The organism is Lacicoccus kunmingensis DSM 17847 (genome assembly GCF_059568765.1).
Window position 1 is genome coordinate 65,637 of the sequence record NZ_JCANUC010000009.1, and the last position, 26,803, is coordinate 92,439.

Here is a 26,803-nt window from a genome sequence, read left to right on the forward strand (position 1 = left end):
TTCATACAAAGAGGAGCCGGGATTTTCCCCGGCCCCTATGTTTGCCATTTAACGCATTGATTCGTATTTATAACGCATTGATGCGTTTGCGATCTTCTTCCGTCAGTTCAAAGTCGAAAATATCCAGGCTTTGTGCCTGGCGGTCTTTGTTGTGGGACTTCGGAATGACGATGACATCCCGTTCAATCTGGTAGCGCAAAACGACCTGGGCGGGTGTTTTGTCATACTTGCCGCCGATTTCATCGAGGACTTTTTCGGCATCACCTTCGATTCCGCCGAGCGGTCCCCACGCGATTGTGGCGATATCATTCTTTTTATTATAGTCGATCAGTTGATCGTTCCAATTACCGGCATTGGATTTGATCTGGTTGACAACCGGTTTGACTTTGCCGTGCTCAAGTATCAGATCAAGATGTTCTTTCTCAAAATTGGACAAACCGATTGTTTTGAATACGCCGCGTTCATAGTAGTCTTCCAGGATACTCCATGCTTCAAGAATCTCATCATTATTATCCCACGGGAAATGAATCAGGAATGTATCAAAATAATCGGTCTGAAGCTTCTCCAGACTCTTCTCAATCTCTGCATGGGCCCAGTCTGCACCATGATAACCTTCCATGGTGTTCAGTTTCGTAGTAATAAAGAACGCTTCTCTCGGGAGTGAGGATTTCTTCAGACCGTCCCCGACGACTTCTTCATTGTTGTATAACTGCGCCGAGTCGAAATGACGGTAACCGTTTTCGATTGTCCAGTCTATTTCTTCAGTGTCGCCTCTTAAGGCGCCTGGGAATTTATTGCCTTCTTTACCGTAAGTGTTTGTGCCGCTCCCTATAATCGGTATTTCAACATTATCGTTCAATTTAATATTTTTCATTGGAATGCTCCTAGCCTATGAGTCTCACATTAGCTATACCCTTATGGAGAATCAATCAATCTGTTCCATTGTGTCCCCCCGAAGAATGAGCTGGCCTTTTTTGGTAGAATGGATGTAAAGGTATAATAGTGATTACTAGATGATTCTGTTCAGGAGTGATTAATTATGACTGACATGGTATTCAGATTAGGTGATAGAAAATATAAAGTGGACAGTAAGTGGGCGGATGATGCTAAGGAGTACATCAATAATGTTTCAGCTGTAGCCAGTGATAAAGACGGATATATTTACGTTCTGCAGAGAAGTCATCCTTTCATGCTTGTTTTTGACACGGACGGAAAACTCGTAGATCAGTGGAGCAATCCAGAAATCACAGATGCCCACTATTTTGACTTCAGCCCGAAGGGAGAAGTTTTCGTTGTTGAACGGGACAACCACAGGATCGTTGTATTCAACAAACATGGAGAGATGCTCCGAACTATAGGGGATAAATATAACCCAGGAAATATCGGTGAGCCTTTCAATCATCCTTCAGATATATCCTTTACAAAAGAAGGGGATTTCTTTGTATCTGACGGTTACGGGAATGCCCATGTCCATCATTTTAATCAATCAGAGCAATGGCTCAATACCTGGGGAGCACTCGGTACAGAGATAGGCAGTTTCATCACACCTCATGCAGTTTTGGTTGATCAGAAAGAGAGGGTGCTGGTGACCGACCGTGAGAATAACAGAGTCCAGATTTTCGACCAGAACGGGAACTATTTGAAGGAGTTGTCGAATGTCTTTCACCCGATGGATATATGTCAGGATAAAGACGGATTGATATATGTCACCGACCAGGTGCCGTCACTGCATGTTTTCGGCCCTGATGATAAATTCGCCGGCAGATGCCGGACTTTTGGAACATTCGGCCATGGTGTCACTGTCGATGAGCATGGCGATATTTATATAACAGAGATGCTGCCTGACGGACTGACGAAGATGATACGTATGTAGCATGCATTATCAGATAGAAATTCATTATATAAAAAGGCGGTGTGGATCATTAAAATCGCAATAATTACCGATGTTCATGGAAATGCACCGGCTTTAGAAGCGGCACTTTCAGAAATTGATAAGAGAAGAGATATTGAACATATATATTGTTTAGGAGATATGATTGGCATCGGTCCTGATTCCAATGAAGTGCTCCACATGTTATTTTCAAGAACAGATGTTTCGATGATAACCGGGAATCATAATGAAGCGGTGCTGGCTTTAGCCGATGCGGATAAGCATCCGGCCACCCATCCAAATGTTAAAATTCATCATCAGTGGATACTGGATAGAATGGATGCATCCTATATAGAAAAATTAAGGGATTTACCCCGTACGATAAATCAACAATTAGGCGATAATGATGTTCTGTTTACCCATTATCATATCGAAAGAGGGAAGATGAAAGCCCCGATCAGTGCGGACCCTTTCAGTTCACTTGTCGAGCCGTCTCTTGAAAATATGGAAAGGTTGTTTATGACCCATGATGAATCACTCATATGTTTTGGCCACCACCATCCTGTCCATTATTTCAAGGGGAAAAACAGTACGTACTTAAATCCGGGTGCACTCGGCTGCAATGATCAGCCGACGGCACGTTACGCTGTTGTCAGTCTGAATAAAAATCAGTTTAATGTCAGCCTTAAGGAAACTGCCTATGATAACCGGTCATTTTTTAGAATCTTACCGGAGGCTGAATGTACCGGAACGGGATTTTATATTGAAAGTGTTTCACGGCGGTCAGCTTTAAAAGGCTAAAACTTCCAGGAGGTGTAATATGATTCAGGAAATAGATGAATTTCTGGATTATCCCGATGATAATCTGGATAGTTTCATCTCAAGCTATATGAACCGTGTACCTTTTGAGAACATAGATGTGCAGAATAAAGTCCCTATTTCAGTGGAAATTGGGGATTTATTCGACAAAATAATCATCCCTGGACGCGGTGGTTTCTGCTATGAGATGAATACTTTGTTCAAATACTATTTAAATGAAAAGGGCTTTGATGCCTATAGCGTATCGGCCACAGTGAAAAGCCCGACGGGGTGGTCGCCGGAGGGGAGCCACATGTCGACGCTTGTCCGGGCGGATGAATTGTATGTGGCGGATGTAGGGTTTGGAGATCTGCCGACCCGTGCGATGCCGATCCGACCTGCAGAAGATGCAGTAGTCATAGATGTCACAGGCGGCAGATTCCGCGCGATTGAGACCGATGATGGTTTTGAAGTGCAGAAAGAAAAGGATAATGTGTTTGAAACTTTATATAAAGGCCGTTTCACTCCGCGAAAGACGGAGGCGTTTTACGATAACCTTGATTATAATCAGCATCATCCGGATTCCATCTTCGTTAAGAAACTGATCATTACGATGCCGAAGGAATACGGCCGGGCATCGATGTCTGAAAATCATCTTACACTCACCAAGTATGGTGTAAAAGAGAAGATTGAAGTGAATGCTGAAAATTATACTGGAATATTAAAGGATTACTTTGGATTGGACGTCAAAATAGACAGGCTGGACGCTGCTTTATAGTGAAGTCATAAACAGTTAGGAGCATCAACATGTATAAGGCTATTTTTCTGGATATCGATGATACGGTATTCAATTTTAAACAATGCAGCAAAGGTGCATTGGAAAAAACATTTTCAGAGATGGAACTGGAATTTGTTGAAAACATTTATGAGGTGTTTAATGAGATTGATGAAGGCTTGTGGGCAAAGCAGAAAAGAAATGAATTGAGTGTCGATGAAGTCCTTAATGTGCGTTTCGTACAGCTCAAAGAAAAGCTTGGACTCGACTATGACAGCGATCAGTTCAAGATAAACTTCGGACAATCACTCGGGGAGCAATGTATCAGGGAGCCCGGCATTGAAGAATTGCTTGAAAGGCTGTCTGCGGACTATGGAATTTATGCCGCATCCAACGGTGTACTGTCAATGCAGGAGAACAGGCTGCAGCTGGCAGGATTAAAAAAGTACTTCACTGATCTGTTTGTCTCAGATGATATCGGCTATGCAAAACCGGATATCAATTACTTTAAAGAATGTCTGAACAGATCTGTTCTTGCAACATCTGAAGTTTTGATGGTGGGTGACAGTCTGGACTCCGATATTGCGGGAGCAAATATCGCAGGGATTGAATCGTGCTGGTATAATCCCTACGGTCTGGAAAACAAATCTGAAGTTGAAGCGGACATGGAAATCAGCCATTTAAATGATCTTGCCGGTATTTTGAAAGTCTAAGTTATGTTATATATGCAAATCATGCTAAAATCATTAATGGAATATAAGAGGTAAAGGAGATTTATACATGCAAAACATAAGCGGTAAAACAGCATTGATTACAGGTGCGGGACGCGGCATCGGCCGTGCGACGGCGATTGCACTTGCAGAGGAAGGCGTCAACATCGGTCTTGTCGGCCGCACGATGGAAAACCTGGAAAAAGTACAGGAAGAGCTTAAAAGCTATGACGTTAAAACGGCAGTGGCAACAGCGGATGTATCGGATATGGCAGCCATCACTTCAGCGGTGGAGTCCATCCGCGGAAAACTTGGACCGATCGACATTCTGCTGAATAACGCAGGTATTTCAAAATTCGGAGGCTTCATGGATTTGACTCCGGAGGAATGGACGAACATCATCAATGTCAACGTCAATGGTGTGTTCTATACGACACGTGCGGTACTGCCTGAAATGATCGAGCGCAATACAGGAGATATCATCAATATCTCATCCACTGCAGGGCAGAAGGGCGGACCAATCACAAGTGCCTACTCTGCATCGAAAGCTGCAGTCATCGGCTTGAGTGAATCACTGATGATGGAAGTGCGTAAGAAGAATATACGTGTCGCGACGATGACACCGAGCACGGTGGCGACAGATATGGCTGTCGAACTTGATCTGACGGACGGTAACCCTGAAAAGGTCATGCAACCTGAAGACTTGGCTGAGCTGATCGTGGCCCAGCTGAAATTGAACCCGCGTGTTGTTTTGAAACATGCAGGATTATGGTCCAACAACCCTTAATAGGTAAAAGTAAAATGCGCTGTCCGTTCAATAACGGACAACGCATTATTTTTATCACATTAACGGTAAGAATAATCTGAACACTGCTCTCGAAAGTCTTTTATACTTAGGTACCTTTCTGATGTCTTCCATTGTCACCAGTTTACTCTCTTTGAATGACTGAGTGAAGTCCTCTTTCATGGATTCGATGATTCGGGCTTTGTAAAACCACAGACCACATTCGAAACTGAGGCACATACTTCTGTAATCCATATTGGCGGTACTGTTTACTGCGTAAATATCATCAACGATTATGACCTTTTCATGCATGAATCCTGGTGTGTATTCATATATTTTCACACCTTTTGAAACAAGGTCTGCATAATATGACCTTGAAGTTTCGTTGACTATCTTTTTATCCGGGACGCCGGGCATCATGATGCGGACGTCGATGCCGGATTTTGCAGCGACGGTCAGTGCGGATTTCATCTTATCTCCCGGAATTAAATAAGGTGTCTTAATATAAATATAATCTTTGGCGGAATAAATCATATTTAAAAATATATTCTCAGTCATCAGCTCTGCAGTAATAGGACCGTCTGAAAATGCCTGTACAATGCCATTCGATGGAATAACATTGTCTGAATGTTTGAAGGCAGGTTTGTATTTGGCATAATCGTCATCGTCACCGACGAAAAATTCCCAGATGGACAGGAACATTGTTGATAAACTCCAGGCGCTTTCGCCTTCTACGCGTACACCGCTGTCTTTCCAGTAAATATCCTGGTCCTCCGTATTAATATAATTATCCCCGATATTAATACCGCCGGTATAAGCGATACGTCCATCAATTGAAACGATTTTCCGATGATCCCTGAAGTTGTAGCCGATTGAAAATTTAAGACCGAGCTGATTGAATGAAGCGGTCTGTATGCCGATATCATTCAATTCTTTAATATGCTTATCAGACAGACGTAGAATACAACCTATATCGTCGTATATTAAACGCACTTCCACACCTTCTTCACGCTTCTCTTTTAAAATCTCTAAGATTTCATCCCACATCCTGCCGGTTTCTATAATATAAAATTCGATAAATATATAGTGATCAGCTTTCTTCAAATCTTTTTTCATTGAATCAAAAAGCAATTCCCCGGGGGAGAAGTAGGTTGAACCGGTGTCATTGGAAGGGGTACTGAAGAAGTTGGCAGCGATATATTCAGCCTGGCGGTAGGCTTGTGAATCGGTGTCTCTCAAATATTCCAAGACTGCTTCATTTTTATGAACATTGTTTTTTATTTTACCGGTGGTGTAGTATAAGCGTTTCTTTTCCTTGCTTTTTAAACGGTTGTCCCTGAAAAATGTATAAAGAATCAAACCGAAAATTGGAAACAGCATAATCACAATCAGCCAGCTGACTTTATAAGAGGGGTTAATGTCCTCATTGATGATTACAAGCGCTGCAGTTAAGGAGAGGAAAGTCATGACTGTAAAATAATATGGCATGATGATACTTAAATAAAGACTGAGTACAATGATGATCAAAAGCTGTATAACAGAGAAAAGTGCCAGCAAAATAGAACGTTTAAAAATTAGCTCTGATAATTTAGCCATGCTGTTCCCTCCAAAACTGTTGTTAATGACATTCGTCCATACAATATATTTACCCGATCCCGGGAAGAGTAAATATATTTAGGGCTTGCTGAAAATTAAATTCCCTTTGATTTAATGCGGTTCATACTCGTTTTTGTCGAAATCAGATGCAAAGTCATTTATCATGGAACCAACCAATATTGTGGATGGAGACTCCCTTATGTATACACACAATCAGAACCAGATGATCATGCCCGAGGACTTTTTCCTGCCATTCGAAGGCCAGCTGAACCCCGACAACCGCTGGGTTCGTATGGCGTCCCTCATTCCCTGGGCAGAAGTCGAGTCGGGATATATCAAACAGCTTGGAGACACCAATCAGGGCAGCCGCGCGAAATCGGCCCGCCTTGCACTTGGCGCGCTGATCATCAAGGAAACACTCGGGCTCAGTGATGAAGAGACCGTCGAAACTGTGACGGAGAATCCATATATGCAGTATTTCCTCGGGCTCGAAGCTTTTAAGGACGAGCCGCCATTCGAGGCGTCTGCGATGACCCATTTCCGCAAACGGTTCGATGCCCATTATATCAACACCCTGAATGAACGGATGGTCGAGATGCAGCAGGCGGCGGAATCTGAACCGTATGATACAACCGACACGCCAGAGAACGATGAGGATCATAATCCACCGCCGCCACCGGCTGGCGATGGCAGTGACAGTCAGTCCAAGCAGTCATCACCCAACCAGGGCAAATTGATGCTGGATGCGACGTGTGCCCCCGCCGACATTCAATATCCGACCGATCTGAGACTGTTGAATACCGCCAGAGAAAAACTGGAAGCGATGATCGACACCCTCCATGCGCCGTTTGTGAGCCAACAGGCCAAACCGCGTACATACCGCAAAAAGGCGCGCAAGCAATATCTGGCGGTCGCTAAACAGCGCCGGCCCGGGCTAGATAAAATCCGAAACGGCATCCATCAACAGTTGAGATATGTGCAGCGCAATTTGAAACATGTCGCCACACTCGCCAACAAAAACGGACTGGCATCCCTGAGTCCCAGCCAGTACCGCGACCTCCTGGTCATCCAGGAATTACACCGCCAACAAGACAAGATGTTTGAAGAAAAGACGGCCGGCATCGACGATCGCATCGTCAGTATCCGCCAGCCGCATGTGCGTCCGATTGTCCGTGGCAAGATGAATGCACCGGTCGAATTCGGGGCCAAATTGTCGGTGAGTCTGGTGGATGGTTATGCATTTCTGGATGTGCTGTCATGGGATCCGTATCACGAAGGAAAAGGCCTCCAAGCTTCGGTTGAACAGTACAGACAGCGCTATGGTCATTACCCGGAAGCTGTATTGGCGGATACGATCTACCGCACGCGGGAGAACCGCAAATACTGTCAAACCCACGGCATTCGCCTGAGCGGGCCGAAACTCGGTCGCCCGGCCAAAGATGCACAGATCAATGCCGACCAAAAACGCATCGAATACCAGGATGCATCGGAACGTAATGCCATCGAGGGCAAATTTGGAGAAGGCAAGCGCCGCTACGGGCTGGGCCGTATTTCCGCATGCCTTCAAAAGACCAGTGAGACCGTAATCGCCCTCAACTTCCTGGTCATGAACATCGGAAAGGTCCTCCGGGATGCTTTTTTCTCTTTTTTATTTCGTTTCGTGTTCTGTTTCCGAGTGAATCACAGGATAGAACCTGTGATTCACTGATGAACTTTGAGATGTTCAGTAAACCCTATTTACTGAAAAACTTAATGATGAATAAAATCAGATTGATATTATTGGTATAATAAAATTAATAATTAAAATGAGCGGGGGATTGGGATATGATACCGACAGGAACATTGATTGTAATGGGTGTGGCAGGGCTGCTGTCAGTGCTGTTGCCTTTCATTTTCATACTGGTACTGAGACGCAGATTTAAAATTCAATGGGTGCCGATTCTTATCGGTGCGGGAATCTTCATCCTGTTTGCGATGGTGCTTGAACAGGTTACACATATGTTCGTACTGCAGCCTGAAGTGGACGGCTCGATTCCATTAATTGTGGACTCGCCCTGGCTTTACGTGCTTTACGGTGTGCTCGCTGCGGGAATTTTTGAAGAAACGGGCCGGCTCTTTGCATTCCTCTTGATGAAACGGAAATATAAAATTGTCGATTCAGCAGTATCATATGGTATCGGGCACGGCGGTATTGAGGCAATTATCATTGTCGGACTCGGTATGCTGAACTCGATCATTATCGGGATAATGATCAACAGCGGCGGAACGATAGCGGAGACTCTGCCTCCGGGTACAGCGGAAGCATTGACAGGGACGCCGCTCTATATGTATGTTCTTTCAATTGTTGAACGGGTCATTGCCATTACAGTACACATTGCACTTTCAATACTCGTCTGGGCGGCAGTGATGAAGAAAGGAAAGTGGTGGTTGTTTCCGCTTGCCATTGTTCTGCATGCTCTGACAAATGTGACGGCAGCGATGATGCAGGCGGGTCTCTTGACAAACATATGGGTGATGTACGGCGGCTTTACAGTGATGACAATCCTTACCCTTTGGCTTGCTTACAAGACCGGTATTAAAAATTCGGATACAGGAGCCACTGATCAGAGGCGGGAGTATTAATCCGTTTCTGGGTGTTTGTATTGATGTTTCATATTTACTTTATCGTGGAATAATAAGTCACGTTGATACCAATATGAACACAAGGTGGTTTCTGAATGAAAATAAATACCAATGACTACAAAGTACCTGCGACAAAAGAATTCAAATTGAAAGACTATCCCACGTTTCTCAATCTGGACAAGTCTGAACAGGATATTAAAAAAGAATCTATCCCGAAACTTGTGGAAACATTGAAAGCACTGCACCGGAAACTGTTTGCCGAAGGCAAATCGGGCATTATGGTTGTTCTCCAGGCACTAGATGCTACAGGTAAAGATGAGGCAATCAGCTTCGTCTTTTCGAATTTAAACGCACAGGGCCTGCGGACAACTTCTTTTGGCAAACCGAGTGAAACGGAAAAGAAACATGATTATTTATGGCGGATGCACGACGGACTCCCGGCAAGGGGAGAAATATCTCTTTTGAACCGCTCATACTATGAAGAAGTGATTGTAAAACAGGTACACGATGATATAGATGACTATGAATATCCGCCCGGTGCAAAAAAGAAGATATATGGAAGATGAGATACCGTCAGCTCAATGATTATGAAAAGTATTTGGTGGAAAACAATATTCATGTCATCAAATTCTTCTTTCATGTTTCAGAAGATGAGCAGAAGGACAGACTGTTGAACCGTATGAAAAATGAAGATATGCAATGGGAATTTTCTTTTAATGATGTGGAAGAACGCGAATACTGGGATGATTATCAAAAGGTGTTTGATGACGTGCTCAACAATACATCCAGCACCCATGCACCGTGGTATGTTCTCCCCGCAGATAACGAATGGTTTTCAAGAGCAGTAATCACGGAAGTGATGAATGAGAAACTGAAAGAAATCAATCCTGGCTTTCCGAAAATCAGCAAAGATAAGGAAAAGGAACTGAAAGATTATATTGATAAGCTGGAAAAAGAATAAATGGTGATACAACCCCCTTCCATATTGGAAGGGGGTTGAACTGTATATTAATTTATACTGCGGAAAGATTTCTTCTGGATAAAGTAAGCGGCTGCCGCAGCAATCAAACCGGTGAATAAAGTGATGACAGGCGTGAGTATGCTGCCGGAAACCATTGTTTCCTGTGGGAGAAGTGCGCTTTGACTCCATGCGTCACCCGTCCCCGCTGGATACATCGTTGTAATAACCATTCCGGATGCGGTTTGGAGTACAAGAAATAATAGTGCAAAGCTAATCATGAACAGTAAAAACTTCTTCAAAAATTGCACCTCCAATTAAACTGTATGTTCCTTATTTTAACATAAAAAAACACGGTGTAAAATTGCCTGTAATCAATAGGGTGCTGCAGTTATAGTTAATATTTCCTTCCTCTTGTAAAGGGGGCTTATTTATCAAGATCACTCCAGAAGTGATGAATTTGTTAAATTTCATGAAAAATCCATTATTAGAAGATTAAATAATATATAATAGATGTATTATATATATGTGTTTAGTGTACGGCGTGAAAATTATAAGTATGAGGTGATTTGATGTCTAAAATAATGGAAGACGTAAACAGTATAAGGACGCTGCTGAAAAGAGTTCATGAAGGCGAGCCGATTGACAGTATCAAATCAGATTACAGCAGTCAGGTGGAAAAGCTGGATCTGATTGATGTTTTTAAGGCGATACTGCAGGTGCATCACACAGATAAAGATATTACGATATACGACATACAAGAATTTTTTGAGATTCATCACTATTTGTACGGTCACGATGTAAATGAAATTCATATAAGCGAGGATCCGAATCATCCGCTCCACGTGTTGAGAAAAGAGAATTATCTCCTGTCGGACTCATTAAATATTATCGAACTGCTAATCGATGATGTTGAAAACGGTGAGGAGAATTTGATCGATACGCTGATTGCTGAAGCGAAAAGGCTGGGGGAGATAAACAGTCATTTTAACCGCAAGGAAAAATTATACTTTCCAATACTTGAAAGGTACGGCATCTATCCGCTGCCCCGGACAGTTTGGAAAAAGCATGACCAGATCCGTCTGTTGATAAAAGGGCTTTTCAACCGCCTTCAGAAAATTGACAGTATAGAATTCCGTAATATCAGAAGGACTTTTGATGACTTGAAGGCAAAATGTGAAGAAATGATTTTTGAAGAGGATTTCCTGATCATACCGATTACACAAATATTATTTAAGGAAAGAGACTGGCTTGCCATCGCCGAGGAAAGCTCAGCATTCGGCTATTCTGTAGAGTTGATCGGCAAGTACCGCAACTATGTCGGCAGCCAAAGGGTCAAACCGCTGAATCATACGGAGCAGCTGCAGTTTGGCGGGGGCTACCTGACAACAAGGGAAGCGAACCTGATCCTCAATAATTTGCCGGTGGAGATCACTTTTGTCGATAAAAACGGTTTGTTCAAATATTTCAACAACATTGTTGAATCATCAGAAATGATGTTCATCAGAACACCTTTGTCCGTCGGGAGAAATGTTGCGAACTGCCACCCGCCAAAGAGCTTGAAGAAGGTAATGTATGTCATCCGGGACTTGAAAAACAGGGTCAAAGAGACTGAAACGATGTGGTTTAAAACTAAGGACAAATACATACACATCACTTATAAAGCGGTTTTTGACGAAGATGATGAATTTATGGGCATACTTGAGTATGTACAGGATATCCAAGGCTTCTTCGAGCTGCCCAGCGAGATGAAGAGAAATGTGAGCAAGTAAAAATCATGATTGTATTTGAAAAGATAGCTTTCCAAATTAGAATAGTTATTAATAATCAGCCCCTATTCTTTGATATTTATACTCATTACTATTTATAATGGTTGTAAGAAAGGGAGGTACTATATATGTTATCAGACAGATTAAAGCAGGCTTTAATTGATCAGATGAACCATGAATATGCGGCAGCCCATGAATATTTGGCAATGGCTTCTTATTGTGAGGACCGCAGCTACGATGGATTTGCGAATTTTTACAAGCAGCAGGCTAAAGAAGAACGATACCATGGCACGAAAATTTATAATTATTTAAATGACCGTGGCGTTCACGCAAAATTCCAAGGCATACCTGAACCCGAAAACGAATACGATTCACTTCTGGACACTTTCAAAAAAGGTCTTGAGCAGGAGCGTACAGTGACTAAAAATTTCTATCAGATTACTGATATCGCAACAGAGGACAAGGAACATATGACGTTGTCATTTGTCAGATGGTTCCTGGATGAACAAGTTGAAGAAGAAGCGACATTCGAAACGCACATCGATTATTTAGAGAGATTGAAAGACGATGGCAATGCGCTCTATGTATATGAGCAGGAAATGGCAAAAAGACAATTTGATGTGCCTGAAGAATAGAAGAAAAGCGTCAGAGAGTTTATAATGGCTTTCTGACGCTTTTTTATTGCTCTGATTCAAGATGAATTTACTGTTGATAATAGTCATTTTTATCGACCCTTGCGGCGGTTTTAAAATCAATATTTAAAGATTCTGATATTTAAGGTTGACTTATTACTTAAATCCCTATATATTTTAACTATTCAGTAGCAAATATATTTTGTAGCCAAAGAAAGCTGATGGCCGATGAAAATCAGCACATGATATTTGTGAATTGGACAGATTTTAAAATATAATTGATTGATCAAGAGTGAACATTAATTTGTTAATTAAGGTGGCACCACGGTGACGCGTCCTTATTTGGATGTGTTGCTGTGGTGTTTTTTTATTCAGATGAAAATTAGTAGTTCAATATTTTATAGTTGCAGAAAGTCAGTGGTGGATGTGAACTGGCATGGATATTGAATGAAATGGGTTTTGTCGGTGCAAAATTATATAATCGTCAAGCGGGGATTTTTATCAGTCCCAATTTAGGTGGTACCGCGTGTAAGCGTCCTATTGTGAGGAGGCTTATTTTTTTATATCAAATGGAGGTAATTGGGATGTATATTATATATGAAACATTGAATGCAGAATTTACACCGGAAGCACTGGCACAGATGCGGGAGAAGAAAGTGATATTTGAAAGTGCTTCACAGCATGAAATGAAAGGCAGATACTCGATCGTCGCTTTTGATTATTATGGGAAAGTGGCGTTGGACAGTGATACTTTAACCATCGAGTATCCGGACAGGATTTTCAAGAAGAGTGAGGATCCATACGAGGAACTTAAAGTGCTGCTCAACAAATATAAAGCGGATATTGATGATCCGGTGCTCGCTGACCTGCCCTTCGTTTCCGGTTTTGTCGGCAGCTGCAGTTTTGATCTTGTGCGTCATGCGTTTAAAAAACTTCAGGAAATAAAAGTCGAAAACACGACGAATGACCTGCTCTTCTATATGGTGGAAAGTGTGTATATCTTTGACCATTATAAAGAGAAAATCCATATCATTACATCGAATTTATTTTCAGGTGTCACTGCTTCCGAGCTTGAAGACCGTCTTCACAATATGGTGGAAGAAATCAAGTCAATCAGGCTGTATCATCGTGAAATCGCATTTGAAAATATTACCCGGGAAATAGAGACGAATATAACTGAAAGTGATTTTATAAATACAGTGTCATATTTTAAATCACTGATTCAAAAAGGCGACATGTTCCAGGCTGTGCCTTCCAGAATATATAAGTATAAGCATGGGTTCGAAGAAAATAAAAACCCCCTCACTTTCCAGCTGTATAAAAACTTGAAAAGGCAGAATCCGAGTCCATATATGTACTATTTGAATTTGGACGATCCGATCATTGTCGGCAGTTCCCCTGAAAGTTTTGTCAAAGTACAAAAAGGCAAAGTGGTTACAAACCCGATTGCCGGAACGATTAAAAGAGGCAAGAACGTTGAAGAGGATATAAAGAATGCTGAAATATTGGCAAGCGATGAAAAAGAACTCAGTGAACACCGAATGCTTGTCGATCTCGGACGTAATGACGTAAACCGTGTCAGTGAACAGGGCAGTGTGGAGCTGAACCGCTTAATGGAAATTGAAAGATACGAACATGTCATGCATATTGTCAGCGTCGTCACCGGTGAAGTGAAAAAGGATATCTCCCCTATAGATGTGGTAACGAGCCTGCTTCCGACAGGCACTGTATCCGGCGCCCCGAAACTCAGGGCGATTGAACGTATTTACGAAGTGAGACCTGAGAAGCGTGGAATATATTCCGGCGGTGTCGGCTATATCAACTGTAACCAGGAGCTTGATTTTGCGCTTGCGATACGTACAATGCTTGTCGATGAGGAATATGTCAATGTGGAAGCGGGCTGTGGCGTTGTATATGATTCAGTCCCTGAAAAAGAGCTGGAAGAAACAAAATTGAAAGTCAAAAGCCTGCTGGAGGTGCAGCCATGATACTTGTAATAGATAATTATGATTCATTCACTTATAACCTGATTGATATGATAGAAGCATTTGATGATGTCATCGTCAGATACCCGGACGATGAAGACGTGCTGTCCCTGGATGTGGATGGTGTCGTGATTTCCCCCGGCCCGGGCCATCCTTTGGATAATGATCATCTTATTGATATTATCGAAAATTACAGGGACATGCCGATACTCGGCATATGTCTCGGTTCCCAGGCGCTGACAGCCTATTACGGTGGTGAAGTTGTAGAAGGCACTGTTGTCAAACACGGTAAGATGGATGAAATGAAAGTGCTGGGTGACTCGGTATTGTATAATTTGCTCGGTGAAACAATCGGAATTATGAGGTACCATTCTCTTGTAAGTGAAAGGGAAACATTTCCCGTAGATTTGAAAGTGACTGGAGAAACGGAAGACTCCATCCAGTCATTTGAACATCTCGTTATGCCGCATTACGGTATACAGTACCATCCGGAATCGTTCGCATGCGAACACGGCACAGAGATCATCAGGAATTTTATTGAAGCAGTGAAAAAACCGAAATATACTGCCGTACGATAATGGAGTGTCCTGTGCAGGAATGGTATAATTCATATAATGGAATATATCGAATGTGCAAGGTATAGAGGACAACAGTACTTGTACAGACTGAGGAGAGTTTTAAATGGATATCATGACAGTGGGTCTTGCTTTCATTGTAATAGCATCTGCTTTTATCATTATGGCTCAGCGTAAAGAGCTGCAACACTTGAGAGAAATTAACGGCAAACTGAGAGTCAATGAGAATAAGGGAGAGTGGAAGGCCAAAGTCAGAGAAAAACTGAAGACTGAAGGTAACGTCAAAACTGTAAAATACGTCAGAGACGAAACCGGCATGTCCCTTATAGAAGCAAAACAATTTGTGGATGAAGCAGGCGGAAAAAAATAATCACTTTGTAAAGACTACTCAATTTCGGGTAGTCTTTTTTCCTTAACTTTATTCTATCTGTTAAAAGAAGTATAATTGAAAGATATATTGGACGAACGAGAGAGGATGAATATTTTGGCAAAGAGTGTAGTACTTGCTGAAAAACCTTCAGTGGCACGGGACATTGCCCGTGTACTGAAATGCAGTAAAAAAGGAAATGGTTTTCTTGAAGGAAATAATTATATAGTGACGTGGGCGCTTGGTCACCTGGTGACGCTTCAGGATCCGGAACGTTACGATAAAAAATATCAGAAATGGGACTTGAATGAGCTGCCGATGCTTCCGAGTCCTTTGAAACTGACGCATATTCCGCAGACGACAAAGCAGTTCAAATCGGTACAGACGCAGTTGAAACGAAAAGATGTTGGAGAAATCATCATCGCAACAGATGAAGAAATATCTCTATAAAATCATATGTACATAACTTTAATATTTATCCACATGCTTATCATTACAGTATATTTAACTCTTGTTTTAAATGTACAAAAATAAATAACTGTACATAATTGACTAAAACTTCGCATTTATGTGCATTATGACTTTAAATTTATCTAATAAAATCATATAAGAATAATTCTTTTTTAAAATTATCGTTTTTGAAAAGGAGGTTAATAAAGTTGAATAATTATTTTTATAATGAGTTACAGGAAAAATTAATGAAATATCAAAGTTCAATTTTTATTAATTATAATGAATTCTTAAGTTTGTTGCAAACTAATAGTAAATCTATGACACCTTCTTCAGATATCAGTGGGATTGCTAAGAGTGTCAGAAAGGCAAGTCAAGTGGCATATCCGGATATCAGTGGGATAATAGAAAACTTCAGGAAAGGCAGTCAAGTGACATATCCTGACATCAATGTAATTTTGAGTTCAATCAATGATTTTTAGGTAGAGATTGAAAAGTTCGATTTTACTGAAAAAGATTTGAAAGAAGCAAATGAAATTTTAGAAAGTGATAATCCAGCAGAACGAGTAAAAAGAGAAATGAGTATTAAAGATTACATACCAAAACCAATAGGGGCTATTATTATAACGCTTTACTTCCTTATGGAATTTTTAAACAATGTTGCAGGCGTAATAAATTTTGTGGAAGAAAAAATACCTACAGTTATGGAAAGCTATGAAGAATATATTACAGAAAATCACAATGTGTCAGATCGAGAATCGATAAAATGGTTAAATGACGTTATAAAAAAGAGACGGAACAACAAATTACTCAAAACTTCAGGATTGTCACAAAAAATAACCTTATAGCTCGTGAAAACAAAAAAGTGAATTCAAAATCCCAAGGAAGTTTGAGTCATGGGGATGTAGTTCAAATAACAGAAAAGAAGAGAAATTGGACTTATATACACTATTCTGATCATAAAGAAGGTATTGTTATAGAGGGTTGGGTTTTTACATGCTATTTAAAGCAAATAAAATAAAGTTTTAACGTTTTCAACCGCACTTACTATTAAGAAAGTGCGGTTGAATTTAAATATCCAGATAGGGAGTTTTGGATTAATAATGATATTTGAAAAAAGAATTATTCTTTCAACTTTGATAATGCCTCTGCAAAAGGGTTATTTACAAATTCATCATCTTGATTATTAACATATTTATCAATGTCCTTCTTTGACACCTTAGATTTTTGGTGTTTTTTACGTCTTTTCTCAAAAGAGGATAGTTTCTCTCTATGTCCACAAACACATGTAAATGTTTGTCCATCACCTTCACCATAGAGTTTTAATCGTTTTTTACAATTAGGACACCTGGCATTAGTGTTTTTATAGATGTTCTTTTTATGATTACACGATTGGTTTTTGCACCTTAAAAATTTACCCTGTCTATTTTCTATTTCTAGCATAAAATCATCACACTTTGGGCACTTAGTTCCAGTAATATTATCGTGCTTAAAAGTTTCATCCATGTTCTTAATCTGTTGAACAATATCTTTAGTATATGACTTTATTTCAGAAATGAATTGATTTTTTTGTAACTCTCCATTTTCGATTTTGAGCAGTTTATCTTCCCATTCTGCCGTTAAAGCTGGGGAACGAAGATCTTCGGGGGCAAAACCAAGCAGCTGTTTCCCAGTCTTAGTTAGGTGCAGATACTTCCCTCTTTGTTCTATATACCGACCATTGATAAGCTTTTCTATTACATCAGCACGTGTTGCTACAGTACCAATTCCTCCAACAGCTTGAAGTGTCTTTGTCATTTTGTTATCAGTTTCTTCCATGTATCTAGCTGGATTTTCCATCGCTTTTAATAGTGACCCTTCTGTATGTCGTTCAGGCGGCAACGTACTTCCTTCTTTAAGAAGAAGCTGACCTTCAATGTGTTGACCTTGTCTAAGGTTGCTTCCTTTGCTACTGTGTTTCTCTCCGTAAATCTCTTTCCAACCTAGTTTTGTAGTTAGGTTTTCTTTAGCGACTAGTGTTTCTCCACTTATTTCTGCTATTATCTTTATTTGTTCATATTCAAAAGGTTCGCTAAGTACTGCTAAAAATCTCTTGATTACTAAATCATAAATTTTTCTTTCATTGATATCCAATGTATCAATAAAAACGGGCTCTTCTGTTGGAATGATTGCGTGATGATCGCTAACAGCTTTATCGTTTACTACTGATTTTGGTAAGTGAAAAGTTTTATGAGCCAACTTACTGGTGTGTTTGTTATATTCACTAACACTGCATGCTTTAATTCGGTCTTTAAGTGTCGGTACAATATCTGATGAAATAACTCGAGAATCAGTTCTTGGGTATGTTAAAACCTTATGTCTCTCATAGAGTTGCTGCATTATGCGTAACGTTTGTTTCCCAGAAAATCCGTAAAACTTATTAGCATCTCTTTGTAGCTCAGTTAAATCATATAGCTGTGGTGCAAAATTTTTCTTCTGAGTCTTTTCAACAAAATTTATAATTGCTATTTGGTTATTCAATTTATTATAAAGATTGTCTGCTTGTTCTTTATTAAAAATTCTGGAATTATTTTTATCATCATTCCAGAGAAAAGTTATGCCATTGTTAGACTTAAAAGTAACTTCATTATATTTTCTTGGGGTGAAGTTTTTTATTTCATCTTCACGTTGAGCTATTATACCCACAGTTGGTGTTTGCACTCGTCCTGCAGATAATTGAGCATTAAACTTTGTAGTAAGGGCTCTTGTTGCATTTAAGCCAACGTACCAATCTGCTTCAGATCGTGCTACAGCTGCATGGTATAAGTTTTCATACTGTTTACCGTCTTTTAAGTTTTTGAAGCCTTCTTGAATTGCTTTATCAGTCACTGATGAGATCCACAGTCGTTTAATTGGCTTATTTATATTAGCTTTATCTATTATCCATCTCGCAACCAATTCTCCTTCTCTTGCGCTATCAGTTGCTATCACGACCTCATTGATATCTGAACGATTCAGCTGTCTCTTTATTGAGTTGAACTGTTTCTGGGTTTTCTTTATTGTAGTCGTCCTTAAATTAGAAGGAATCATAGGAAGCTCTTCTAAGTTCCAATTTTTATACTTAGTATCGTATGATTCTGGATCTGCAAGGGTAACTAGATGACCAAGTGCCCAAGTTATAATATATTTGTTGCCTTCTAAAAAGCCATCACCTTTTTTATTACAATCTAGTACACGTGCAATATCTCTAGCTACAGAAGGTTTTTCAGCTATAACTACACTTTTCTTCATTACTCATTCAACGTCCTTTCAAAAATGCTTGATAATAATTATATCATAGGAAATATGTATAAGATTTGATAGATTTATTCCTTATTTTATTTACTCTTTTATAATGGCAAGAGTTTTCTTTATAAGGCATCAGCAATAGAGTAAATATACTCACGATAAGTCGAACATTTTAAATATTTTTATGAAAGTAAAAACTACACTAAATATTCAATTGAAAAACACTGATGATAATTTTCAACTCTGTCTAAAGATATTAAAGATAAAACTTTTATTCCTCTTGACTGAAATTCTAGCGCTTGATTTAAATGGTCTTTTACTAGAGTCTTGTATTGGACAGCTAGAAAACATGCATTAATGTTTTTCAGTAATGTTCCCAAATGGAAAGTTGTAAACGCCCTCCAGGTGTTAACGCTGTAACGAAGCAAACTTTCAATAGCACCACCAATCAAAATAGCTAAAGCATTCACTTGCCAAGATTTCGTTGTTTCATCTCTCCTGAAAAGATATAAAAAAAACTCCTAACCAAACCGTTGATTTACGGAATTTGTTAGGAGGAATTAGCCTTAGGGCAGTTATGACGAGCTCCATCGCTTTTCATTTTTCAATGTATTATATAAAATATTTAAAGAGAATTTATTGTAAGGGCGAACCAACCTAAATTTCACCCTATTAAATTGAAGCCAGTCGGCCAGCAAACATCTCTTATAGACATACAACCTTCACTAGCTGGACAGTATCAAGTCAAAATTATATTGGCAGTCTTGACTTAGCATGTAGATATAGTCTGTAGTATATATGAAATTTTTCAGGATAATACAAGGTCTTTAGATAACGGCCTTGTATTCGTTCTACGGTATATTGCTACTTCCCAAAAGCCTAACGTATAACTTTATGATGCGAATTACTTGTGATATTGTTCAACGTATCAGTCTTTGATGCGGTTATTAAAAGGATAATGATACCTACATCTTTCTTGAATTCTATTCGGCAATCATACATATTTAATATGTGTGATCAGGGTCTACTCTAATCAATCAAATATTTAAGAGAGAAAAACACATCTTGTCATTTTCTATGTTATTTTGCACTGATTTAAGTGATAACTTGCACTATAGTTAAAAAGCCCAGCTTATCTTTTCACGAAGATAGCTGGGTTTTAACATTTATTATGCAAAATAACACTTAAAATATATGCAATTTATCGTCAAAAATGACACACGCGCCTCGAAAGGCCGGCAAAAACAACACTGGGAGCGCGACTTTCAGCAGATTGTCGCCATTTTGATGCGGGGGAGGTGGCCCATTTAGATGATTTGATGTACGACCCTTTGATTCTTTAAATGACGCACAGTAAATATTTTACATTTTGTGGATTGGATGACCATTTGCCGGGTCGTTGGCTTTTTTTCAAAATGTAGAACCCATTACATTCAGAATATTCTGAATGTAATGAAGCCGACCATGTGAGCCGGGTTGATAAACTCTAAATTGTTTTATGTAACGCTAGTGACATTATATATAAAAATAAATTCTTCGATTATTTCTTAATTTATGTCATAACAGAAAGCTTATTCTAATCTAAGCCATAGTATTGAGAAATGACTAACACAGCACTATTTATATAAATAAAAATGAATGGATTAGTTGATTCCATTTTAAATAAATCGCTAATAAATTTTGCTTATATCCACTTAAATATTTAGTTTAAATTCATGGCTGTGTAGCCAAGAACTAAGGCAAAGGTCTACAAAGCCTTGATCGGCGTGTTCGATTCCGGTCACCACTGCTATATTTTCGTTAATAATGTAAGCAATTGATAGAAGAAGGAACTATAGAAAAAAATCTTGACAAATTATGATTACAGTTGTAAACTAAATGTATATATAGATTACAAATGTAAACAAAGTAGATAGGAAGATTATGCATTCTGAAATAGATTCTAAGATTACCGATTTCGAAAGAGAAGTAATGCGTGTTGTTTGAGTGCAGAGCAATGTTATAAGCAATGATATTGTAGAAGTTTAACAGCAGAAGAAAAAATGGAAGCCGGCAACAATCAAAACGTTTATCGGAAGACTTGTTGAAAAAGGAATGCTTTGTACAGAAAAAAAGAGGAAAGTATACTTATTTCTCTAATATAAAAAAATGAATTTATTAAAAGTAGTTTGGATGAAAGTTTCTCTAATATTTTAAACAGGGATGCTGGTAAGACAATAGAAAAATTAATTTTAAAATATTTAGCAAGGAATGAGAATTATGGAATAGGCGATTTTAAAGATTACAGGAATGAACTGTGCTCCCAACGTGAGTAAAATTGAAGAGACATTGCTAAGCTTGCCAGATGTGGAAAATGCAAAAGTCAATTTGAAAAAAGGAATAGCCAGAGTTAAATTTGATGAAACCGGCCGGGCAGCAGATAGTTTAATGAAATCTATAAAGAAGATTGGTTATGAAGCTGAATCAATCAATTAGAGAAGGAGTTGATAATAAATGGTAACAAAATCATTTAATATAGAAGGCATGACATGTGCATCCTGTGTACAAACAGTCGAAAAAACAACCAAGAAGTTAGAAGGTGTAAAAGAATCAAATGTGAACATGGCTACTGAAAAACTGAATATCAGTTACGACGAGAATGCACTATCTGTACAAGAAATCCAAGCTGCCGTAGATAAGGCTGGGTATAAGGCGTTAACAGATACGGAGCAGAAATCATTTAAAATAGAAGGTATGACATGTGCATCATGTGTACAAACTATTGAAAAGGCCACAGGAAAACTTGATGGTGTATTGGACACTCATGTTAACTTAGCTACAGAAAAAATGAATATTGACTATGATGCTTCCATGGTTTCAGTTTCAGATATTCTGGAAGCAGTATCAAGCGCTGGATATGAAGCACATGAAGATATCACATCAACAGAATCTGTTGATGAAGACCGTAATCAAAAACAAAAAGCTATTAAAAGTCTCTGGCAAAGATTTTTGATATCTGCGATATTTACTGCACCTCTATTATATATTGCGATGGGTCATATGATAGGCGCACCATTACCTGGAATCATCGATCCGGCTTTAAGTCCGGAAGGGTTTGTGATCATACAATTTATACTTACGTTACCTGTTGTCTATATGGCTAGAAGCATTTATTCATCGGGTTTTAAAACCTTACTTCGTGGACATCCCAATATGGATTCTTTAATTGCTGTCGGAACAGGTGCAGCATTCGCATATGGTATCTTTGCAGCATTTATGATCTTTTCTGGTAATGTGAGTTTTGCAAATGATTTATATTTTGAAACTGCAGCAGTAATTTTAACCTTAATTACATTAGGTAAGTATCTGGAAACATTAACTAAAGGAAGGACCTCAGATGCGATTAAGAAATTAATGGGACTTGCACCTAAGAATGCGATTGTAGTAAGAAATGGACACGAAATGGAAATATCAATCGATGAAGTGATGGTTGGTGACACAATCATTGTCAAACCAGGAGAAAAAATACCTGTTGACGGTATTGTTACTGAAGGTATGACCGCAGTAGATGAATCCATGTTGACAGGTGAAAGTATTCCAGTAGAAAAAATCAGTGGAGATAATATTATTGGAGCGAGTATCAATAAAAATGGAACAATTCAGTATCAAGCGACTAAAGTCGGAAAAGATACTGCATTGTCTCAAATTATAAAGCTGGTAGAAGATGCACAAGGTTCAAAAGCACCTATTTCTAGGCTGGTTGATATTATTTCTGGATACTTTGTGCCAATTGTCATTGGACTTGCTATCCTCGCAGGTTTATTATGGTTTATAAGTGGACAATCAGTACTCTTTGCCCTCACCGTTTTTATCACGACGTTGGTTATCGCATGTCCATGTGCACTCGGTTTGGCGACACCGACATCCATTATGATTGGAACTGGTAAGGGAGCTGAAAATGGCATATTAATTAAAAGTGGAGTTGCCCTTGAAACGACGCATAAACTTCAAACGGTAGTTTTTGATAAAACAGGAACAATTACAGAAGGCAAACCAAAAGTCACTGATATAATTACTGTAGAGGGGATTGAAGAGCATGAACTATTGGTGTTGGCTGCATCCGCTGAAAAAGGCTCAGAACATCCTCTAGGTGAAGCAATAGTCAATGACGCCGAAGATAAAGGGTTAACTTTACAAAAAACGAAAAATTTCAATGCATTAACAGGTCATGGTATAGAAGTGATGGTTGGCGATAAAAATATGTTGCTGGGTAATAGAAAATTGATGGATGATCAAAACATTTCTTTAGGTTCATTGGCAAGTACTTCAGATGAATTAGCGAATCAAGGAAAAACACCAATGTATATAGCAATCAATAATGAAATTTCCGGTATTATTGCAGTTGCGGATACAGTAAAAGAAAGCAGCTTAAAAGCGATTCAAAAACTCCACGGCATGGGAATAGAAGTAGCAATGATAACTGGTGATAACAAGCGGACTGCTGAAGCAATTGCCCAGCAAGTCGGGATTGACCGGGTATTGAGTGAAGTGTTGCCGGAAGATAAAGCAAGTGAAGTGAAAAAACTTCAGAATGAAGGTAAAAAAGTAGCCATGGTGGGGGATGGAATCAATGATGCACCAGCTCTTGCCCAGGCAGATGTCGGGATTGCTATTGGTTCCGGTACGGATGTAGCTATGGAATCTGCTGACATTGTTCTGATGAGAAGTGATTTAATGGAAGTCCCGACAGCAGTAGAACTAAGTAAGTCCACCATTAGAAATATCAGACAAAACTTGTTCTGGGCGTTTGCTTACAATACAGCGGGTATCCCAGTTGCAATGGGCATATTATTCCTGTTCGGTGGACCACTGATGAGCCCTATATTTGCAGCAGCAGCGATGAGTTTCAGCTCGATATCAGTGTTACTCAACGCACTGCGTTTAAAACGATTTGAACCGTCTGATGATTCATCTGTTGACTCGCATGCTGGTCCTTCTGTTGGTCCGTCTGTTGCTTAAGGAGGAATAAAGTGGAGTGATGGATAAATTAGAACTCGAATTATATAAGTGGGTCATGTGCTCAGATTTCACTAGTTGCCTCTGCCATGAAATGAAACTTAAATGATTATGGGGGGTGGCTCTATAAGTTCAGCAAAATGATAATTTTATTATTCCTACATTTCAATATACTTTACCTAGATAAAGCACAAAGTGTGTTACATTAAGAGGAAATTTAAAGGAGGAATTTATATGCAACAAAAAACATTAAATGTACAAGGAATGTCATGTGGTGCATGTGCTAATAAAGTTGAAGGGAACGTTAGCAAGATTAGTGGAGTCGAGTCAGTAAAAGTTCTGCTTTCAGATGGAAAAGTGGATGTGTCATATAATGACAATGATGTTAAATTAGAAGAAATTAAAAATACTATTGAAGATACAGGTTACAAGGTTAAGGATGAATCTGAAAAAGCAGGCAGCAGCTGCTCATGTTGTCAATAATCTAGAAGAGTTGAAGCAATCTTACACTAGGTAAAATAGAAAAGACCTTACTATTATAAAGTACCACCTCCCAAGTTCACAAAGGAAAGAGATGACCTTTGAACTTGGGAGGTCTTAGTTTGGATAGGCATAGAAGCCTTTGAATGTACTGAAACTATGCAGTTGGGTCCAATTTTATTTTAATAACCACATATAAGCTATAGAAAAATCAGGAAATAGCTTCCTGATTTTTTTAATACTATTATTTATCGATTTGAAAAATTTTAGGTCTATTCTACCTTGACCTGTCCCATCATCCCATTGTCCTCATGTTCAAGGATGTGACAGTGGAACATATATATACCTTTATTTTTAAATTGAATGGCGATTTTTACAGTCTCATTCGGGACAACGGAAAAACTGTCTTTCCATCCTCTTTCATTCTCAGGTGGTGTCTCTCCATTTCTTGAAAGGATTTTAAATTGGGCCCCGTGGATATGGAACGGATGAATCATGCCGCCCATCATATCGGGTTTATTATAAATTTCCCATACTTCCGTAACACCTTGTTTTTGAGTAAAGTCAATTCTTTCAGGGTCAAATTTTTTACCATTTATCGTTACCATATCCATCATGCCGAAAAGTTCAATTTCTTTTGTCACCGGCATGTTCATTTCTTCTTCTGTGACTGAAAAGTCATTCATTTCATCAGGTAGCTCTGTATTCTTACCAATTTGATCTGTGATTTCAAAAGGCAAGAGTGTAGAACCATCATCTTCATTAATCAAAGCTACATTTTCATTACTGTTCATTTTTGAAAAATCAACGATAATTTCAGCTCTTTCTGAAGGTGTGAGCGTAATTTCATTCATTGAGACCGGTTCATTCAAGAAACCGCCATCTGTTGCGATTTGTACAAAAGAATCTCCCGTATTTAGTTTAAAGATATAGTTTCTTGCATTTGATCCATTTAACAGTCGAAGTCTTACTTTTTCTTTATCTACAGTCAATTTAGGATTCAACGTGCCATTAATTAATGATGTATCACCGACTGTACCATCTTCATTAGCCGCTGCCTCGTAGTTCAGTTGTTTCTCATCATCAAATATTTTGTCCTGGAAAACAAGCGGGATATCATTTTTACCATAATCACTTGGTAACTCGAGATTTTTTGAATTTTGATCTTCAATGTAAATTAAGCCGGCAAGACCATTATATACTTGTTCAGAAGTTTCTCCTTCCGGATGGGGGTGGAACCATAAAGTTGCAGCTTCCTGTGTCACCTCAAATTCGATAGTATCTTCTTCCCCCGGTTCCAATACTTCATGTGGTCCGCCATCCTCATTCCCTGCTACTTCCAGTCCATGCCAGTGAAAAGTAGTATTGTCATCGAGTTCATTGATTAAGTTTATTGTCACGGTCTCTCCTTTTTCAAATTGGAGCATAGGGCCAAGAAACGAACTATTATAGCCATATGTTTTTGTTTGAACGCCATCAAATATTTCTGTTTCCCCTTTTTGAGCGCGTATTGTATACTCAGTTTTTTCGTCACTTCCACTTTGGAGTAAAGGTGGGATACCCAGTTCATCCTTTCCTGTCGAGTCATTCAGACTCACCACGTTGTCATGGTCCATATGGCCATTATCCATAGACGCACCATCCATTTCTTCTTCCATGGAATGATCATTCATACTTTCACCCATGAAACTTTCATCATGTCTTTCCATATTCATCCCTCCGTTTGTTGTTTTACCATCGTCATTGTTTTCAACAGATGCTTTTCCGGCATTGTTTGTACAAGCTGATAACACGACGACTGCCATTAGTAAAAACAAGCTTATTAAAAAATTATTTCTCCTCATACTACACAACTCCTTCTTTCTACTTTTGCAAGAAACTTGCCATGTATCATGTTAAATTAAAATTTTCGAGAAGTTATGCATAAAATAAGTATTTAATATGACTAAAATGGAAGTCAATCATGAAAGTAAAACTCTTGAGAATATTTATCCTCTTTCAAGGGGGATAATATCTGTTTGACAGATTTGAAACGTAATTAAAATCCAAACAAGTAGCAGAGCAACTGTTTTTCAAGTGACCTGCTATTTCTTCACTTACACGCATCTGGATAATTTCTGCACATATATACTATATAATCATCTAATGTTATGGCTGAATATATTTTGTC

26 protein-coding genes and 1 pseudogene are annotated in these 26,803 nt (G+C 39.2%); 21 read left to right on the forward strand and 6 right to left on the reverse strand.

All coding sequences use genetic code 11. The features are described 5' to 3' along the window. Positions 1-67: 67 nt before the first annotated feature. On the reverse strand, positions 68-874 hold the full coding sequence (locus BO48_RS10060; protein ID WP_496367314.1) for an aldo/keto reductase family protein: 807 nt from the start codon (positions 872-874) through the stop codon (positions 68-70). 165 nt (positions 875-1,039) lie between these two features. On the opposite strand from BO48_RS10060, the gene BO48_RS10065 reads away from it, so the two are divergent. The 5 genes from BO48_RS10065 (at position 1,040) to BO48_RS10085 (ending at position 4,940) form a co-directional block, all read left to right on the forward strand. Beyond that, positions 1,040-1,873, forward strand: coding sequence for an NHL repeat-containing protein (locus BO48_RS10065; protein ID WP_496367316.1), 834 nt, complete (start codon positions 1,040-1,042; stop codon positions 1,871-1,873). Positions 1,874-1,912: 39 nt separating this feature from the next. Continuing rightward, complete coding sequence (locus tag BO48_RS10070) at positions 1,913-2,671, forward strand: metallophosphoesterase family protein (RefSeq protein WP_496367318.1); 759 nt, start codon at positions 1,913-1,915, stop codon at positions 2,669-2,671. 19 nt (positions 2,672-2,690) lie between these two features. After that, positions 2,691-3,446, forward strand: a complete 756-nt coding sequence (locus BO48_RS10075) for an arylamine N-acetyltransferase (RefSeq protein WP_496367320.1) — start codon at positions 2,691-2,693, stop codon at positions 3,444-3,446. A gap of 29 nt (positions 3,447-3,475) precedes the next feature. Beyond that, the gene (locus BO48_RS10080; protein WP_496367322.1) at positions 3,476-4,156 is read left to right on the forward strand and encodes a YjjG family noncanonical pyrimidine nucleotidase; all 681 of its coding nucleotides are present in this window, start codon (positions 3,476-3,478) and stop codon (positions 4,154-4,156) included. A 67-nt stretch (positions 4,157-4,223) separates the two neighbouring features. Beyond that, positions 4,224-4,940: a 3-ketoacyl-ACP reductase gene (locus tag BO48_RS10085; RefSeq protein WP_496367323.1), complete on the forward strand. Its 717-nt coding sequence runs from the start codon at positions 4,224-4,226 to the stop codon at positions 4,938-4,940. A gap of 54 nt (positions 4,941-4,994) precedes the next feature. Here BO48_RS10085 and cls read toward each other — a convergent pair whose 3' ends face one another. Then, the gene (gene cls, locus BO48_RS10090) at positions 4,995-6,533 is read right to left on the reverse strand and encodes a cardiolipin synthase (RefSeq protein ID WP_496367325.1); all 1,539 of its coding nucleotides are present in this window, start codon (positions 6,531-6,533) and stop codon (positions 4,995-4,997) included. A 199-nt stretch (positions 6,534-6,732) separates the two neighbouring features. On the opposite strand from cls, the gene BO48_RS10095 reads away from it, so the two are divergent. From BO48_RS10095 to BO48_RS10110, 4 genes are all read left to right on the forward strand, one after another. Further along, the gene (locus tag BO48_RS10095) at positions 6,733-8,241 is read left to right on the forward strand and encodes an IS5 family transposase (RefSeq protein ID WP_496367326.1); all 1,509 of its coding nucleotides are present in this window, start codon (positions 6,733-6,735) and stop codon (positions 8,239-8,241) included. Between the two features lie 116 nt (positions 8,242-8,357). Further along, complete coding sequence (locus tag BO48_RS10100; RefSeq protein ID WP_496367328.1) at positions 8,358-9,155, forward strand: YhfC family intramembrane metalloprotease; 798 nt, start codon at positions 8,358-8,360, stop codon at positions 9,153-9,155. Between the two features lie 95 nt (positions 9,156-9,250). Continuing rightward, entirely contained in the window at positions 9,251-9,721 is a 471-nt protein-coding gene (locus BO48_RS10105; RefSeq protein ID WP_496367330.1) for a polyphosphate kinase 2 family protein, read from the forward strand. Beyond that, a complete protein-coding gene (locus BO48_RS10110; RefSeq protein ID WP_496367331.1) occupies positions 9,718-10,116 on the forward strand; it encodes a polyphosphate kinase 2 family protein in 399 nt (132 codons plus the stop codon). The genes BO48_RS10105 and BO48_RS10110 overlap by 4 nt, the downstream gene beginning before the upstream one ends. Positions 10,117-10,163: 47 nt before the next feature. Here the strand turns inward: BO48_RS10110 and BO48_RS10115 are convergent, their stop codons facing one another. Then, the gene (locus BO48_RS10115; protein ID WP_496367333.1) at positions 10,164-10,415 is read right to left on the reverse strand and encodes a hypothetical protein; all 252 of its coding nucleotides are present in this window, start codon (positions 10,413-10,415) and stop codon (positions 10,164-10,166) included. Between the two features lie 270 nt (positions 10,416-10,685). Between BO48_RS10115 and BO48_RS10120 the strand changes: the two genes are divergently transcribed. The 8 genes and pseudogenes from BO48_RS10120 (at position 10,686) to BO48_RS10155 (ending at position 16,739) form a co-directional block, all read left to right on the forward strand. Then, positions 10,686-11,885 (forward strand): PAS domain-containing protein, encoded by a 1,200-nt coding sequence (locus tag BO48_RS10120; RefSeq protein WP_496367334.1) that lies wholly within the window; start codon positions 10,686-10,688, stop codon positions 11,883-11,885. 125 nt (positions 11,886-12,010) lie between these two features. Further along, a complete protein-coding gene (locus BO48_RS10125) occupies positions 12,011-12,517 on the forward strand; it encodes a ferritin (protein WP_496367335.1) in 507 nt (168 codons plus the stop codon). Positions 12,518-13,098: 581 nt separating this feature from the next. Beyond that, entirely contained in the window at positions 13,099-14,502 is a 1,404-nt protein-coding gene (locus tag BO48_RS10130; RefSeq protein WP_496367337.1) for an anthranilate synthase component I, read from the forward strand. Then, positions 14,499-15,077 (forward strand): anthranilate synthase component II, encoded by a 579-nt coding sequence (locus tag BO48_RS10135; RefSeq protein ID WP_496367339.1) that lies wholly within the window; start codon positions 14,499-14,501, stop codon positions 15,075-15,077. Before BO48_RS10130 ends, BO48_RS10135 begins: the two co-directional genes overlap by 4 nt. Positions 15,078-15,180: 103 nt before the next feature. Further along, positions 15,181-15,444, forward strand: a complete 264-nt coding sequence (locus BO48_RS10140; RefSeq protein ID WP_496367341.1) for a hypothetical protein — start codon at positions 15,181-15,183, stop codon at positions 15,442-15,444. A 114-nt stretch (positions 15,445-15,558) separates the two neighbouring features. Next, positions 15,559-15,873: pseudogene (locus BO48_RS10145) on the forward strand (toprim domain-containing protein); the annotation flags it as partial. Positions 15,874-16,100: 227 nt separating this feature from the next. Next, positions 16,101-16,373 (forward strand): hypothetical protein, encoded by a 273-nt coding sequence (locus BO48_RS10150; RefSeq protein ID WP_496367342.1) that lies wholly within the window; start codon positions 16,101-16,103, stop codon positions 16,371-16,373. A gap of 36 nt (positions 16,374-16,409) precedes the next feature. After that, positions 16,410-16,739 carry a hypothetical protein gene (locus BO48_RS10155; RefSeq protein WP_496367344.1) on the forward strand — a complete coding sequence of 110 codons (330 nt, stop codon included), beginning with the start codon at positions 16,410-16,412 and terminating at the stop codon, positions 16,737-16,739. A 274-nt stretch (positions 16,740-17,013) separates the two neighbouring features. Here BO48_RS10155 and BO48_RS10160 read toward each other — a convergent pair whose 3' ends face one another. Both BO48_RS10160 and BO48_RS10165 read right to left on the reverse strand, forming a co-directional pair. Next, positions 17,014-19,161, reverse strand: coding sequence for a DNA topoisomerase III (locus BO48_RS10160; protein ID WP_496367346.1), 2,148 nt, complete (start codon positions 19,159-19,161; stop codon positions 17,014-17,016). Between the two features lie 194 nt (positions 19,162-19,355). Then, complete coding sequence (locus BO48_RS10165) at positions 19,356-19,628, reverse strand: CrcB family protein (RefSeq protein ID WP_496367348.1); 273 nt, start codon at positions 19,626-19,628, stop codon at positions 19,356-19,358. A gap of 1,600 nt (positions 19,629-21,228) precedes the next feature. Here BO48_RS10165 and BO48_RS10170 point away from each other — a divergent pair. From BO48_RS10170 to BO48_RS10185, 4 genes are all read left to right on the forward strand, one after another. After that, the gene (locus BO48_RS10170) at positions 21,229-21,297 is read left to right on the forward strand and encodes a hypothetical protein (RefSeq protein WP_496367373.1); all 69 of its coding nucleotides are present in this window, start codon (positions 21,229-21,231) and stop codon (positions 21,295-21,297) included. Between the two features lie 141 nt (positions 21,298-21,438). After that, a complete protein-coding gene (locus BO48_RS10175) occupies positions 21,439-21,633 on the forward strand; it encodes a cation transporter (protein ID WP_372909139.1) in 195 nt (64 codons plus the stop codon). A gap of 18 nt (positions 21,634-21,651) precedes the next feature. Beyond that, entirely contained in the window at positions 21,652-24,156 is a 2,505-nt protein-coding gene (locus BO48_RS10180; protein WP_496367349.1) for a heavy metal translocating P-type ATPase, read from the forward strand. A 231-nt stretch (positions 24,157-24,387) separates the two neighbouring features. After that, a complete protein-coding gene (locus BO48_RS10185) occupies positions 24,388-24,636 on the forward strand; it encodes a copper ion binding protein (RefSeq protein WP_372909128.1) in 249 nt (82 codons plus the stop codon). A 269-nt stretch (positions 24,637-24,905) separates the two neighbouring features. Here BO48_RS10185 and BO48_RS10190 read toward each other — a convergent pair whose 3' ends face one another. Continuing rightward, positions 24,906-26,477, reverse strand: coding sequence for a multicopper oxidase family protein (locus BO48_RS10190; protein WP_496367351.1), 1,572 nt, complete (start codon positions 26,475-26,477; stop codon positions 24,906-24,908). Positions 26,478-26,803: the final 326 nt, after the last annotated feature.

Coding starts and splice junctions, on each gene's coding strand:
- BO48_RS10065 (WP_496367316.1), top strand. CDS start 1,040: ATGACTGACATGGTATTCAGATTAGGTGATAGAAAATATAAAGTGGAC.
- BO48_RS10105 (WP_496367330.1), top strand. CDS start 9,251: ATGAAAATAAATACCAATGACTACAAAGTACCTGCGACAAAAGAATTC.
- BO48_RS10135 (WP_496367339.1), top strand. CDS start 14,499: ATGATACTTGTAATAGATAATTATGATTCATTCACTTATAACCTGATT.
- BO48_RS10080 (WP_496367322.1), top strand. CDS start 3,476: ATGTATAAGGCTATTTTTCTGGATATCGATGATACGGTATTCAATTTT.
- BO48_RS10075 (WP_496367320.1), top strand. CDS start 2,691: ATGATTCAGGAAATAGATGAATTTCTGGATTATCCCGATGATAATCTG.
- BO48_RS10125 (WP_496367335.1), top strand. CDS start 12,011: ATGTTATCAGACAGATTAAAGCAGGCTTTAATTGATCAGATGAACCAT.
- BO48_RS10140 (WP_496367341.1), top strand. CDS start 15,181: ATGGATATCATGACAGTGGGTCTTGCTTTCATTGTAATAGCATCTGCT.
- BO48_RS10180 (WP_496367349.1), top strand. CDS start 21,652: ATGGTAACAAAATCATTTAATATAGAAGGCATGACATGTGCATCCTGT.
- BO48_RS10130 (WP_496367337.1), top strand. CDS start 13,099: ATGTATATTATATATGAAACATTGAATGCAGAATTTACACCGGAAGCA.
- BO48_RS10160 (WP_496367346.1), bottom strand. CDS start 19,161: ATGAAGAAAAGTGTAGTTATAGCTGAAAAACCTTCTGTAGCTAGAGAT.
- BO48_RS10110 (WP_496367331.1), top strand. CDS start 9,718: ATGAGATACCGTCAGCTCAATGATTATGAAAAGTATTTGGTGGAAAAC.
- BO48_RS10060 (WP_496367314.1), bottom strand. CDS start 874: ATGAAAAATATTAAATTGAACGATAATGTTGAAATACCGATTATAGGG.
- BO48_RS10100 (WP_496367328.1), top strand. CDS start 8,358: ATGATACCGACAGGAACATTGATTGTAATGGGTGTGGCAGGGCTGCTG.
- BO48_RS10190 (WP_496367351.1), bottom strand. CDS start 26,477: ATGAGGAGAAATAATTTTTTAATAAGCTTGTTTTTACTAATGGCAGTC.
- BO48_RS10120 (WP_496367334.1), top strand. CDS start 10,686: ATGTCTAAAATAATGGAAGACGTAAACAGTATAAGGACGCTGCTGAAA.
- BO48_RS10185 (WP_372909128.1), top strand. CDS start 24,388: ATGCAACAAAAAACATTAAATGTACAAGGAATGTCATGTGGTGCATGT.
- BO48_RS10095 (WP_496367326.1), top strand. CDS start 6,733: ATGTATACACACAATCAGAACCAGATGATCATGCCCGAGGACTTTTTC.
- cls (WP_496367325.1), bottom strand. CDS start 6,533: ATGGCTAAATTATCAGAGCTAATTTTTAAACGTTCTATTTTGCTGGCA.
- BO48_RS10085 (WP_496367323.1), top strand. CDS start 4,224: ATGCAAAACATAAGCGGTAAAACAGCATTGATTACAGGTGCGGGACGC.